Below are 14,712 nucleotides of genomic sequence, written 5' to 3'. Positions count from 1 at the left end.
TGTAAATGACAAAGGTTTAAAAACTCATCTTACTGATTTTTTAAACCTTTGCTTTTTATCTTGGCATTCCTCCAGGCATTCCTTTCATGCCGCCCATCATTTTCATCAAATTCTTTCCGCCTGGGCCTTGCATCATTTTCATCATTTTACTCATTTGGTCGAATTGTTTCATCAATTGATTGACTTGCTCCACTTTTGTACCAGAACCTTTTGCGATTCTAATCTTACGTTTGGCGTCGATTAGTGCTGGTTTGCTTCTTTCTCCGGGCGTCATGGAGTGAATGATCGCTTCAATATGTTTGAACGCATCGTCTTCAATTTCGATATCTTTCATGGCTTTGGAAGCACCTGGTATCATTCCAACCAAATCCTTCATGTTACCCATTTTCTTTACTTGTTGAATTTGAGTCAAGAAATCATCAAAACCAAATTCGTTCTTAGCAATTTTCTTTTGTAATTTTCTAGCTTCCTCTTCGTCGAACTGCTCTTGTGCACGCTCTACCAAAGAGACTACGTCTCCCATTCCAAGGATACGCTCGGCCATACGAACAGGGTAGAACACATCAATCGCCTCCATCTTTTCGCCAGTACCCACAAACTTTATCGGTTTGTTCACCACCGTTTTGATTGACAAGGCTGCTCCACCACGAGTATCACCGTCCAATTTGGTCAAAATTACCCCATCAAAGTTTAGACGGTCGTTGAAAGTTTTTGCTGTATTTACTGCATCTTGCCCTGTCATCGAATCCACTACAAACAAGGTTTCTTGTGGCTGAATGGCTTTGTGAACGCGTTCGATTTCGTTCATCATTTCTTCATCAACAGCCAAACGACCTGCGGTATCGACGATGACCACATTGAATCCGTTAGCTTTGGCATGTTTGATTGCGTTTTGAGCAATTTCGACAGGATTTTTATTTTCTGGTTCAGAATACACCTCAACGGCGATAGAATCTCCTACTACATACAATTGCTGAATAGCTGCTGGACGATAAATATCACAAGCAACTAAAAGGACTTTTTTATTTTTTTTGGTTTGAAGATAGTTGGCTAACTTTCCAGAAAAGGTAGTTTTACCAGAGCCTTGTAAACCTGACATTAAAATCACGGATGGATTTCCTGAAAGATTAATGCCGGCTACATCACCACCCATTAATTCAGTTAATTCGTCTTTGACTAATTTTACCAATAATTGTCCTGGTTGCAAGGTCGTCAACACGTCTTGTCCGATGGCTTTTTCTTTTACTTTGGCGGTAAAATCTTTGGCAATCTTAAAGTTAACATCGGCATCCAATAGGGCACGACGTACTTCTTTTAAGGTATCGGCTACGTTGACTTCGGTGATTTTTCCGTGTCCTTTTAAAATATGAAACGCTTTATCTAACTTATCGCTTAAATTATCAAACATGATTTTCTATTTTTTTGAAATGCAAATATACTATAAAGGTTTAGAGGCACAAAGATTTGAAGTTTAAACTTTAGGAATTTAGGTGTTTTTGGAGGGTAAAAAATGAATTATTTTCTGTGCTTTTCGTATTGAAAATGCCGCCAAAAATGCAAAATTGTCCATTCTATAGCCCCGATGGGAGGGAAAATCCTTTTTTTATAGCCAACTGGTTAAAGAAACCAGTTGGCTATAAAAAAAGATTGGAAGGACAGCGGGAAACTTGCCTATAAAAAGGCCAATTGCTTCGCTCCTAAAAAACAACGGTACCCTAGAATTGGAAATAAATAAAAGGCACCAATTCGCTTGAAGCCATCGCAGCAACCAACCAGAAGGTAAGCGCAAGAATTAAGGCTTTGAAAACCATAGGCAACTTATCGAAAATGGATTTGAGTCCTTGAGTGATTTTGGCTGGGACAAAGTGCAGCGCGTACCCAATAGCAATCATTATAAAAACGTTTTCATAGCCTGAAATGACTATCGCCCATTGTTCCCAATTGAATTGTAGGTCACCTATCGAAGTAATCATATCTAAGGCCACTGAGAAATCTTTGGCTCTAAAAAAGATCCAACAGAAAACCACAAAATGAAACGTAACTAGCACAGAAAAAACTGTAGTGATGGCTTTCCAAAACGTTATTTTTTTGTCTTTGGAAGAAGGAAAATAATCCGAAAACAATTTATTAACTGCCAAAGCAATTCCATGTAACGCACCCCAAATAATAAATTTCAAACTTGCGCCGTGCCAAAATCCACCTAGCAACATTGTAGTCATTAAGTTCACATTGGTAAACATCGTTCTTTTCTTGTCTTTGGCTAATAAGAAAGTCAAACAGAAAACTACCAACGAAGCAATTGCAATAATCAACGGAATTGGACTCACTGGATAATACCAACTTGCCCAAGCAATTAATCCTGCAAAAAACAACGAAGGAAATAAAAACCCTCCGAAACTCCCACGACGGTTTCCTCCTACTGAAATGTATAAATAATCACGCAACCAAGTAGATAATGAAATGTGCCATCTTCTCCAAAACTCAGTAATAGAAGCCGATTGATAAGGAGTCCTAAAATTGACTGACAATTTGAATCCCATCAACAAAGCAATCCCTATAGCCATATCGGAATAGCCTGAAAAATCACAATAAATCTGAATCGTGTAGCCATAGGATGCCATAAGGTTTTCGAAGGCGGTATAACTTTTGGGCGCATCGAATACACGGTCCACAAAGTTCAAAGAGATATAGTCAGAAATGACGGTTTTCTTGATTAAACCGCCCATAATAAGAAATACGGCTGAGTCAAAATCTTCACGCGAAAGTTTTATTTTGCTATAAATTTGCGGAATAAACTCCGAAGCACGAACAATAGGTCCCGCCACCAACTGTGGAAAGAAGGACACGAAAAACATATAATCCAACATGTTCTTTGTTGGCTCTAATTCTCGTCTATAAATATCGATGATATAACTCATCGATTGAAAGGTATAAAACGAAATCCCTACAGGCAAAATCACATCGATAAAATGAATCTGACCTTCGAATAACTGATTGTAATTGTCAATTAAGAAATTAGAATATTTGAAATAGCCTAAAAAAGACAAATTGAAGATAACACTAAGAATCAAAAAGAATTTACGATAGCCTTCTTTGGTTTCTTCATAAAGAAATTTAGCCAACGTATAATCGACCAAACCAGAAAACAACAAGAGACAAAAATAGATTCCGCTGGATTTATAATAAAAGAATAACGAGAAAGCAAAAACATAAATGTGTCGGTACACCCTAGTTTTGGCTTTGGTCGTAAGAATATAAATGGGATAGAACAATAAAAAAAGTCCTAAGAAAAAAGCGGTATTAAATAGAATTGGTTCTTTTGGATTGAAGGTAAGCCATTCATTCACTTGCGCAGCATCAATAGTGCCAAAAGTGGTTTGTAACCAATTTGTTATATCTGTAAAAGTAATCACAATCTAGTTTATTTATTAAATTCTTTAAAAGCGTTGAGCAATACATTGGACAGCATATTTCCTTGTAGCTGATACCCGTTCGTCGTGTAGTGCACGCGGTCTGGATTCATTAATCCTTTTCCATAAATTTTACTAACACCATGCATTCCTCCTAAGGTTTGAAACAAATCCCATACCGCATAATGTCCTAACGATGCATAACTCACCAAACTTTTGGCATACTCATCTACAAAAGTATTGAGGCGATGATGCGGCAAAAACGAAGGCGGTGGCGTAATAATTAAAACATCAGCCTCTGGATTTTGTGTTCTCACCTTCAATAAAAATTCCTGCACTTGTCGGAGATAATCCAATGGTGCAATTTTCCCATAGGATTCATTGGTTCCCAAAGACACAATAATCAAATCGGGTTCGAGGGCTTTTAACTGATCAAAAAACAGAGGATATTTATTGTAATCAGAATATTTAGCGCCATTTACACCAATATTGTGATAAATAATTCCTGGATTGTTATTTTCTAAAACCACTCCATTCAAAGCATACAAAGAAGCTTCCTTATTGGGTAATAGAACAAAACGATCCAATGGCTTTTCGGACTCAAAGAAATGGTAATTCATATCTTCTTCAAAAGTTTCAGAATGATATTTCGTGTTTACTACCGATTTCTCACTGGTTTGGTTGGTTGGAATTTTTAATGTCTTACCCGCCGTAATTTTAGTACTTGTGAGTTTGTTTTCTTTTTTTAGTTTCGCCGTACTTACGTTGTAATGGTCCGCAATGGTCGAAAGCGTTTCGCCTTTTTTAATGGTATGAACGACCTTTTTTGGAACAGTTTTTATAGTAACCATTTTTTCTACCTCTCCCGCTCTTTCAAAAAGCGATTCGTTGTTTGGGGTGATTATTTTTAAAGTATTAAAAAAATAGTCTTTGTTTTTGACTTGCAACGTAAGACGTAAACTTTTTGACTTACTAGTCAACGAAATACCACTTATTCCTACTGGACTTCCGTTCAAGGGCAAGATATTACGGTAATTCGTCCATTTTACATTTGATGAAAAACGGACATCAGGAGAGCCATTCGTATGTGCGAGTGTATAAGGAAATACCAAACCACGCCCGGCATTCCCAAAATTCTTTTGTAATTTGTTTCTACAAACTGCTGTCATTATGTCTCCTTGAATATGAGAATCTCCAATATGAACTATATTCAATTTTCCTTTTTGGGTACTCTGCAACACTTTTAATTTGGTAAAAAATGTTGTAAGTCGCTCCGTGTTCTGAATTCCTCTTGGATAGAATTCAGGATCCACCATTTCGTTAACAGATGATATTGACATAAGCACAGGTAAAAAAGTGTTTTGAGAAAACATTTTAAAGCATACAAACAAAAAGATAAAAGTGATTTTAGTCTTCATCTGTTTCTTCTGTTTTAGGAACAATTGGTTCAACTATGGCACTATCCTTTGGAGCTGATGATTTCGCAGTTTTTACAGTGCTACGCAATCTTTTGTATTCCTGATAGCCATTCATAATTTGGTCATAAATCATCCCAGCTACTTTTTTAGACCCTCGTATATTGAAATGCGTATAATCCTTATTAGCCATTACAGGTTCTTGCTCCACCCATTTTACCATAGAGCCATCTCCACCCATAAGCGTGTACAAATTCACAAATCCGGATTGGGTTTTGAGCGCATAGTTTCGTTGAGCATGAGTCAAAGGTACTACCGCTGAATCGGTCTTCATTTCGGTTTTGTATTTCGAAGCTTTATCAGCAGTCGAAACAATCAAAATCGAAGCTCCTGGAAAACCTTCTCTCAAACGGTTTACGGTTTTGGTCATACTTCTGGCGTACCAATTGTAATCTTTTGTACCATAATTCAACACGTTCGTACCGTAATGCAAAACGATTAAGTTATAGTTTAATTTCTTTTGAAAAGCTTGCATCAAAGCGGGGTCAAACTTTGAAATTGGAATTCCAGAATTACCTCGCTGTGAAAAATTATCCACGTGAACGCCTTTTCCGTCATCAAAATTAACACCATATACCGGTACCGATTGTGCACCATCGAAATTTAATTTGATCGTTTTAAGTCCACCATTTTTCAACACAATTGTATTGAGTAAATGATCCGCTGTTAAATTTTTATAAATAGTATCTTTATCTAATTGATACCTTATTTGCCCAGATGTATTGTCTGAACTTCCATAAAACAAGGTAGGATTATTAAGAATAGCGTTATTTCTAGCACGTCCTGCGGTAAATTTCACCCAAATATCTTTATTAGAATCGTTGGCAAAAAATACATGACCATTTACTCCAAAAGGACGAATTGGATTTTTGACATTCAGATACGATTGCATTTTCCAATTGTCTGAAAACTGATGCAAAACAGAACCTCTAGAAGCCGCAGACTCTGAGGTTATAGAAACAAAACCAACGCCTTTTCCTCCAAAATTATTTTGAAATGCTGCACGAACATCTTGCACAATCATATCGCCATCGGTCATAGAATCACCAAAATAAGCGATACGAACTTTACCATTTTGATTGGTTTCTAATTGGTACAATCGCTCATAAAAAGGAATCAAATACTGATAGCCTTTAAAATTTTCAATGGATTCTTCAGGAAAAGTTACCCCAAAGGACTCCTCAAAAACAATTTTTTGATCGGCCATTGTATCATTGGGAGTAATCGCGACACTATCAGGCTCCGACTCAAAAGCATCAATCAACATACTGTCAATCAATACATTTTTAGAAGGACCTTTAGCCGCTGCAAATATTTTTTTTGGCAACACTTCTTTTAATCCTAAGAAAAAGCAAGCTGCCATCAGAATAATCAGAAAAGAGCGAAAAAAATACGATTTTGGTGTATTCACAAGAATGTCTTTTGATTTTAAACGTTTAAAATTACATGCGTTCTGGAACATTAATTCCCAACAAACTAAAAGCTGCCGCAATCGTATCGGCTACTTTTTTAGACAATTGTACTCTAAAAATTTTCTTTTGTTGGTCTTCTTCTCCTAAAATAGAAACCGCTTGGTAGAACGAATTGTACTCTCTAACCAACTCATACGTATAATTGGCAATCAAAGCAGGGCTATGATATTGAGCTCCATTCTGAATCACTTCTGGGAACAATTCTAATTGTTTGATGAGTTCTTTTTCTTTTTCATTCAATTCGTTTAGAGCACTTGGCGCAGAAAAATCAAAAGCCGCTTTACGAATAATCGACTGGATTCTGGCATAGGTATATTGAATGAACGGACCTGTATTTCCAGCAAAATCAACCGATTCTTCAGGATTAAACAAGATGCGTTTTTTAGGATCGACTTTTAGAATGTAATATTTCAAAGCTCCTAATCCAATGGTACTATATAAAGCAGCCTTTTCTTCGGCTGAATATTCGTCTAATTTCCCTAAATCTTCTGCGATTTTTTGAGCGGTAGCTGCCATTTCGTGCATCAAATCATCAGCATCTACTACAGTTCCCTCACGGCTTTTCATTTTTCCCGAAGGCAAATCTACCATTCCGTACGAAAGGTGATACAAGCTAGAAGCCCAATCAAAACCTAGTTTTTTCAATATCAAAAACAATACTTTGAAGTGGTAATCTTGTTCATTTCCTACTGTGTACACCATTCCACCAACATCAGGCATATCTTTTACACGCTGGATTGCTGTTCCTATGTCTTGCGTCATATAAACCGCTGTCCCGTCTGAACGCAAAACAATCTTACGGTCCAAACCTTCATCGGTCAAGTCAATCCAAACGGAACCATCAGGATCTCTTTCGAAAATACCTTTATCTAATCCTACTTGCACGACATCTTTTCCTAGCAAATAGGTATTGCTTTCGTAGTAATAACTATCAAAATCAACGCCCATGTTTTTGTAGGTAGTTGCAAAACCGTTATACACCCATTGGTTCATCACCTTCCAAAGGGCAATTACTTCTTTATCGCCCGATTCCCATTTCAACAGCATTTCTTGGGCTTCCAAAAGAATAGGTGCTTGTTTTTTTGCTTCTTCTTCCGTTTTACCTTCAGCCATTAATTGGTTGATTTCTTCTTTGTACGCCTTATCAAAAGCTACGTAATAATTCCCCACCAATTTATCTCCCTTCAAGCCTGTGCTTTCTGGAGTGGCTCCGTTTCCAAATTTTTGCCAAGCCAACATCGACTTACAAATATGAATTCCCCTATCGTTGATAATTTGTGTTTTGTACACTTTTTTCCCAGAAGCTTTGATAATTTCCGCCACTGAATACCCCAAAAGATTGTTTCTAACGTGCCCTAAATGCAAAGGTTTGTTGGTATTGGGAGAAGAATATTCTACCATTACTGCTTTGGCATCAGGACTTGGCGTTACAAAACCATAACAGGTGTCGTCTTTGATTCCGTTGAAAAAGTTCAAATAATAGGCATCGGCAATGACAATATTCAAAAAACCAGATACTACGTTAAAACGAGCTACTTCGGCTACGTTTTCTACCAAATACGTTCCTATTTTGTTTCCTAATTCTACTGGATTGCTTTTGATTACTTTCAATAAGGGAAAAATAACTAAGGTAATATCGCCTTCGAATTCTTTACGAGTCGCTTGAAATTCAATTTTATCAAGAGATACATCAAACAAGGTTTGAACGGCTTTATGAATAGATGGAGTAAGAATCTGTTGTAATGACATGTAAACTATATTTTAAAAGTGGGCAAAGATACTGCTTATTTAGCAATTAGAAAACCGCTAACTCATCGAAATTGTTTGATTTTTCCTAAAGCTGTTAAAAAAAAAGAGGCTATTTTATATTTTTTTTTGAATTGAGTCCAAAAATTTTTTCTATGCATCCTTTTCATCGATAAACAGCTGACTAAAAAACAATTAAAACCAAGCACTATTCCCCTAAAAACTGCATAAAACCGCCAAAAAATAGTAATCTATGAGTTCCAAACTAAACATTTGTTAATTTTTCTTGTAACATATCGCAAGCTTTTCAGTCTAAATAAAACATCAACCAAAATCAATCAATCATGAAAATTAAATTAATCACCTTTCTATTACTATGTGTAGTCGGAATAGGAACGGCACAAAATTCTGGAAAAATCACTGGAAAAATTACCGAAAAATCTACAAACGCTCCCATTTCTTACGCTATCGTTTCGGTTAAAGAAAACGGAAAAGTAATTTCTGGCGCAAACACAGACGACAACGGCGAATTCATCATCAAGAATTTGGCTTTGAAAAACTACACCGTCGAAATTCAATACATCGGATTTAGAAAATACATCGCTTCAGCATTGTTGACCGAAAACAAAAAAGAAGCCTCGTTCAAAGTTAGTTTAGAAGAAGAAGCGACGCAATTAAAAGGCGTAAACATCGTAAGCGAACGCTCAACCATTGAACAAAAAATCGACCGAAAAGTAATTACTGTCGGAAAAGATTTGACCACGGCAGGCGCTTCGGCTTCTGACATTATGAACAATATTCCTTCTGTAAATGTGGACCAAGACGGAAAACTATCGTTGCGTGGCAATGAAAATGTGCGTGTCTTAATTGACGGTAGACCGACGAACATTGACCCAGCCCAATTGCTAAAACAAATTCCATCGACTTCTATCAAAAAAATAGAATTAATCACTAATCCGAGTGCCAAATACAATCCTGAAGGAATGTCGGGCATCATCAATATCATCTTGCACAAAAATGCTAATACGGGTTTTAACGGAAGTTTTAGCGGTGGAATTACCTTTGGTGAAACTGCCAAATACAACCAATCGTTGGACATGAATTACAAAGTGGGCAAAGTGAATTTCTTTGGTAACGGAGGGCGTAACTTTGGTACTTATTTCAACGATGGAAAAATCTCGAGATTGGATCAAGACCTTGTTCAAAAATTAGATATTTCGAATGAAAACGATTCGTATTTGTACAAAGTGGGAATGGATTATTTGATCAACGACCACAATACCTTGTCTTTTTACACCAACCAAAACAAAGCGGATGGAACTGGAAATGTAAACACCAATATTGACTACAATAACGGAGGAACGATTGACAGAATTCTGCAAAAATCCACTTACGAAGGACCCAATCAAACCGGAACTTACAACTTGGCGTACAAACATATTTTCAAAAAAGAAGGCCACACGCTAGATGTAGAAGCCAACTTTAACGATTACAAAGAAACCCAAAGAGCGAGTTTTGACACCGAAACGACTACGACTAACAATTCCAACAGCACAGTTTTTTTCAAAGACAATATCAAAGACGCTCAAAAACTGAGTACTTTCAATGTGGATTATGTTAATCCAATCAACGAAAAATCAACACTTGAAGCAGGTGCCGAAGCCAGAATCACGAGAACAGAAAACAACTACAGCACCGGAAATCCATTAGTAGCTCCAGCCGATCAGCAATCGAATTACACGTACGATATTGATATTTATTCTGCCTATGCTACTTTTGGTCAAAAATTCAAAAAAATCAGCTACCAAATAGGCGCTCGATTTGAAAGTTATAAAGTAGCTGCCAACTTGAACAGAGGAAAAACCACCTTTGATGACGATTACATTACCGTTTATCCTTCTGCCTATTTGACCTATAATTTGAGTGAGAAAAACACCTTGCAGTTCAGTTACAGCCGTCGCGTAGACCGACCAGGTTTAGAGCAAACCAAACCTATTCGTGAATTTGCAACTCCTTTGGTAACTTCTTTTGGAAATCCAGAATTAAGACCACAATTTACCAATTCGATTGAAGTGAATTACACCAAAGTTTTAACAAAAGGAAGCATTACCGCTGGGGTATTCGTAAGAAGCATCAACGACCAAATTAGCCGCATTTTGTACCCTGACAAAAATGACCCAAGTGGACAAAGACAGATTTTGACCTACACCAACTTCGATAACAATACGGCTTCTGGATTTGAAGTGTCTGCTAATTATAAAATCACCAAATGGTGGGACATACAACCAGCTATTGATTTTTCGAGCATCAAACAACAAGGCGTAGTTTTTGCTTTTGATCCATTAACCAACACTAGCAAACCTTTGGAAAGAAATGTGACCGTTTCAGCTTTCAACGGACGATTGAACTCTAACTTCAAAGCCAACAAACGCTTAAGCTTTTTACTTTTCGGATTCTACAGAGGAAGTGTGGATGGATTGCAAAACAACAGTAAAGAAATGTACAAAATTGACAGTGGCGCGCGCTATACTTTGCTAGACAACAAAATGAACATTAGTGTGCGTTTCAACGATATGTTCAACACTATGCGTTATGCTTTTGATGCTGAATATCCTTATCCACAAACTGGAGAGTTTACTTGGGAAAGCCAGACGGTATATTTAGGTGTGACTTACGGTTTTGGTGGCGGAAAAAACAAAAGTTTACAACGCAAACAAAGAGACGACAATACGAATAAAGGAGGCGGAGGTATGTTTTAACCTAGAATCCGTTCCTTATTTTTTTTTACTTGTAGAAAAAGAACCCCTAGAGACTGCCAACTCTAGGGGTTCTTTGTTTTGAAATCAGAGGTATAAAACAATAGTTACAATCTCATTTACTTTTTAGTGCTCTTTATTTTGATTGAATTTTGTCTCGTATCAAAAACATCAACTACTTCAATTGTATTCAGTTGACTATTGACGAAATAAATGATTTTATCATTTTCAAAAACTATTTATCGAAACTCTTTAATTTATAATTAAAAAAAATCAACTCATTCTTAAAAAAATCCGTCCACTTGACTTTTAACTCCATTTTTCAATTTCTACTAAAAGGTCATTAGCATCCGTTACTTTACCATTTTTAATATTTTCCAAAGACTGATGAATTCTTTTATGAAATTCATCTATCGTCATTAGATTCAGTTCTTCCTCATTCGCAACTGTGCCCCTATGTAACTTTTTAAATTGAGCAATGGTTTTCTCACTCTCTAATTTAAGAAAGTCTTGGATGAAATTTAATTTTCGTGTTTGTAAATCCATTTTCCAATCTGTTTTTTTAAATACAAATGACAATAACTCCTGTTGTGCTTTATGAATACTTTATAAATAATTATAACTATTGAGGTATTTTTTTGGATATTAATTGCCTCCAACTTTAGTTGGAGGGGTTAAATTTGAAGTTTCTAAAGGCTTTAGCCAAAATTAGCTGCTTTTATTTGGCTAAAGCCTATGAAATCAATCCACATAACTCCAGCTAAAGCTGGAGCCAATTGAAAGCAAGATCAATAACTCCAGATCAAGCTGGAGCCAATTGAAAGTAAGACAAGCTGAGTAGTTACAAATAATTAAATTTTTCTATCCAATTAAGCAAAAACTATTTCTTCAAATACACCTCCCCTTCCGAGAAACCATTTTTCTTGATAAATGCTCTAAATTGTTTTTTCGTGGGTTGCACTATAAAGGGACTTGTAGTATCTCTTTTTGTTGCTGTGATTTCTTCCAGTAAGGCGATATCCTCATTGGCTGCAACATCATTAATAGACAATTGTCCTTTTTGAAGAAAAAGCTTTTTAACCAGCCAAAGATCATTGTTACTTTTTGAGTTAAGGAAATAATAGCCTTTCATTTTGCGTAAGACATTATCCTTGTTGATAGTAAAAACAGTGTCGACAAACACATAATTTGTAAAAAGAGAATCGTTGATTTTTTTGATAACGTATTTTTCTGAAGTCTGTAAATTGGTTAATGTATCTTCAGTAATGCGTTCATATTTCGATAAATCTTTTCGGCTAAAGGTATCTTTCATAACCATCGTTCTGATGATTTGAAACGGACTAATTTTCAAGCCTTTTTCTTGTTCTACGTTATAATATTCCCCTAATAAATGTTTGGGAAACGACGATAAATCAGAGGTTTTTTCAGGTTGCGCTTCAGCAAACGCTACTTCTGATTTTTTGCAGGAAATAATTCCAAGCACACAAAATAACAGCACTACTTTTTTCATCTTTTTTGGTCTTTATAGTTAATAATCGCACTTTAACTACAAGCCAACTTTATAAAATAGAGAAGAATGCAATGGAATCCAAAACCTCCTTTCCAATAATAAAATGCTGTAGCAAAGAACACTATCTACACTTTAACCAAAAAGCAAGCCAAAATTTTCTCTTAGCCTTCGACAATTAGTTACTTGAAAACACTTTGAAAATGGAACACGGATGACGCATATTTAAACAGATTCAACATAAAACAAACCAGCGAAAATCCGTACCATCCGTGTCATCCGCGTTCTAGTTTTAAATCTTACTGCTTTTTCCGTTTGAGTATTCGTCCTCGCGGTTCATCCGATTCATAAAGTACGATATCCGAATGTAGAAATTCAGCGGCGGCGGCGGAGTCTTTGACTTTTATCGCGCTTCGGGCTATCATTTCCGCTTCAAATGGGAGTAAAACACTTTTTCGCAATCCTACTGTTCGCCATTGAGACGAGGGTTTACAACCTTTGGTAATACCTCGAGCCAATGCCAAAGCATCCAACAGGGCTTGATTCGCTCCTTGCCCTTTGAACGGACTCATAGGATGGGCGGCATCACCAATCAAAGTACTATTTCCTGCGTTTTCAAACTGGGATGAGGTCAACAAAGTTCGATCATACACTGGATAACCCGATACCTGAGCAGCCTCAGTAGCGCCGACGATTTGCGGAATAGGGGAATGCCATTGCGTTCTTCGTAAGGCTTCTTCCTTTAAGGCTTGTGCACCTTGAGCGCTTAGCATTTTGGCTTCGGCTTCTTCCATTGGGAAACTCAATTGCCACATCACCGAATTTGCTGTAAAAGGCATAATGTAGATACGTTCGTGACCATTGGCCGTCTGAAAAACCGTAGCCGAATCCAACAACTCTGAAGTTACCGTTGGCAGGGCATCCAAAGGACAAATTCCTAAAATCACAAGACAACCCAAATAGCGCAAAGGAGTAAGCGCCTCTCCAATCAATTGTGGACGGACGATACTTCGAATCCCATCGGCACCCACCACCAAATCGGTTGGAATTGTTTTGATTTGCTCACCGACTTGAAAGCGCAACTGGATTTTACCCGAAGCTTCCTCTTCAAATTCGAGCAATTGATGTCCCCATTGTATGTTGTCTTTCCCTCCGAGTTGCTCCACGAGTGCCAAACGCAACGCTTGTCGCGCAATATGAATGTTGGAACGTTTGGTATATTTTTTTTCGGTAGGCTGCACCCATTTTCTCATCCCCCACTCGCCTACTACAGTTCCGTCTGTTTTGTGGACCAAATGCCGTGTAGAAACCACGCCTTCTTTCAAAGAAAAAATTCCAAATCCTTCTATGGCTTTGCTCGCTTGCTGCAAGGTCAGTCCATAACCTTGCGAACGGGCGTCAAAGTGTGTGTCGCGTTCAAAAAGCGTAAACGGAATGCCACGATGCAAACAAGCTACAGCCAACGCCACACCACCAATTCCGCCACCAATAATAGCGATATGGGGATAGTTTTCGTAATCCACTACAGGAAAACTTTCTGAAGAAATCAAACCCGAACCACCGCAGAGGGAACATGACACCAAAGGCGCTTTGGGGGCTTCAGGCAAAACCACTTCACCATCAGCCGAAAGTTTGGCTACCAACTGCTGATACTGCAATCGCACTTTTTTACGAAGTCTTTGACTTTTCTTGCCTTGCCCCTGACAGTCTGGACAACTGCTCCAGCAAGGCGTATTCTTTTTATCCATATCCGATGTACTACCCAACTCTATTGGGTGCAAAAATAGCGATAAAAAACGAGTCGGTTTTTTTGGAGTTGATGTACGAAGCGAGGAAAAAAAAAGTAAGGATAATGCATCTAATGTTGAGCTGACGGAGCATTGATAGCATTGGTGTTTTTTTTTCTAGAAGCAGCACTTCTTTGCGCACCACACGAGTCGTCCCGCTTTACGTTATATCTTGCTTGTCGAACCCCGGCAAGCAAGGATGCCACTGCAATCGGGGCTAAGCGAGTACGTTTTGTTTTCATAACCCAATACCAGATTATATAAAAACAAAAAACTACAAAATAGCCCAACGGTTGTTTTGTAGTTTTCTTTACCCTTTTGAAGAGATAATCATTCTAAAGATAGTTATCGTAAAAAGTCGTGTGACTTTTATCGTAATTACGGACGGCAACACGTTTTAAAGTTGCTCAAAGTCAGAAACGTTCGAGCAGCATAGACAATAAATTTGTTTAGAAGTAAGAATATTGCGGAAACGGGTTTGAACAGAAACTTTGCGAGTACAAAACCAACTTTAAATCAATCCGAAACCCGCCATATTGCCAAACAGCGGTTCAAGTAC

Annotated in this window: 9 protein-coding genes; 1 reads left to right on the top strand and 8 read right to left on the bottom strand. The window is 37.4% G+C overall.

Annotation, left to right across the window (positions count from 1 at the left end):
- Window positions 1-55 precede the first annotated feature (55 nt).
- From ffh to argS, 5 genes are all read right to left on the bottom strand, one after another.
- A complete protein-coding gene (gene ffh / locus FLB_RS02245; RefSeq protein WP_064714341.1) occupies window positions 56-1,408 on the bottom strand; it encodes a signal recognition particle protein in 1,353 nt (450 codons plus the stop codon).
- A gap of 307 nt (window positions 1,409-1,715) precedes the next feature.
- Complete coding sequence (locus tag FLB_RS02240; RefSeq protein WP_410503410.1) at window positions 1,716-3,413, bottom strand: MBOAT family O-acyltransferase; 1,698 nt, start codon at window positions 3,411-3,413, stop codon at window positions 1,716-1,718.
- An 8-nt stretch (window positions 3,414-3,421) separates the two neighbouring features.
- A complete protein-coding gene (locus tag FLB_RS02235; protein WP_064714340.1) occupies window positions 3,422-4,828 on the bottom strand; it encodes a GDSL-type esterase/lipase family protein in 1,407 nt (468 codons plus the stop codon).
- Window positions 4,818-6,296: an SGNH/GDSL hydrolase family protein gene (locus FLB_RS02230; protein WP_064714854.1), complete on the bottom strand. Its 1,479-nt coding sequence runs from the start codon at window positions 6,294-6,296 to the stop codon at window positions 4,818-4,820. The genes FLB_RS02235 and FLB_RS02230 overlap by 11 nt, the downstream gene beginning before the upstream one ends.
- A 31-nt stretch (window positions 6,297-6,327) precedes the next feature.
- Window positions 6,328-8,106, bottom strand: a complete 1,779-nt coding sequence (gene argS, locus FLB_RS02225; protein ID WP_064714339.1) for an arginine--tRNA ligase — start codon at window positions 8,104-8,106, stop codon at window positions 6,328-6,330.
- A 341-nt stretch (window positions 8,107-8,447) separates the two neighbouring features.
- Between argS and FLB_RS02220 the strand changes: the two genes are divergently transcribed.
- Window positions 8,448-10,862 (top strand): outer membrane beta-barrel family protein, encoded by a 2,415-nt coding sequence (locus tag FLB_RS02220; RefSeq protein ID WP_064714338.1) that lies wholly within the window; start codon window positions 8,448-8,450, stop codon window positions 10,860-10,862.
- Between the two features lie 306 nt (window positions 10,863-11,168).
- On the opposite strand, the gene FLB_RS02215 is transcribed toward FLB_RS02220, so the two are convergent.
- From FLB_RS02215 to FLB_RS02205, 3 genes are all read right to left on the bottom strand, one after another.
- Window positions 11,169-11,405, bottom strand: coding sequence for a hypothetical protein (locus FLB_RS02215; RefSeq protein WP_064714337.1), 237 nt, complete (start codon window positions 11,403-11,405; stop codon window positions 11,169-11,171).
- A gap of 334 nt (window positions 11,406-11,739) precedes the next feature.
- Window positions 11,740-12,369 carry a hypothetical protein gene (locus tag FLB_RS02210; protein WP_064714336.1) on the bottom strand — a complete coding sequence of 210 codons (630 nt, stop codon included), beginning with the start codon at window positions 12,367-12,369 and terminating at the stop codon, window positions 11,740-11,742.
- A gap of 296 nt (window positions 12,370-12,665) precedes the next feature.
- Complete coding sequence (locus tag FLB_RS02205; protein WP_064714335.1) at window positions 12,666-14,114, bottom strand: FAD-dependent oxidoreductase; 1,449 nt, start codon at window positions 14,112-14,114, stop codon at window positions 12,666-12,668.
- Window positions 14,115-14,712 lie beyond the last annotated feature (598 nt).

The organism is Flavobacterium succinicans, assembly GCF_001662485.1.
Classification (GTDB): domain Bacteria; phylum Bacteroidota; class Bacteroidia; order Flavobacteriales; family Flavobacteriaceae; genus Flavobacterium; species Flavobacterium succinicans_A.
This window is presented reverse-complemented; position numbering and strand designations above follow the sequence as displayed.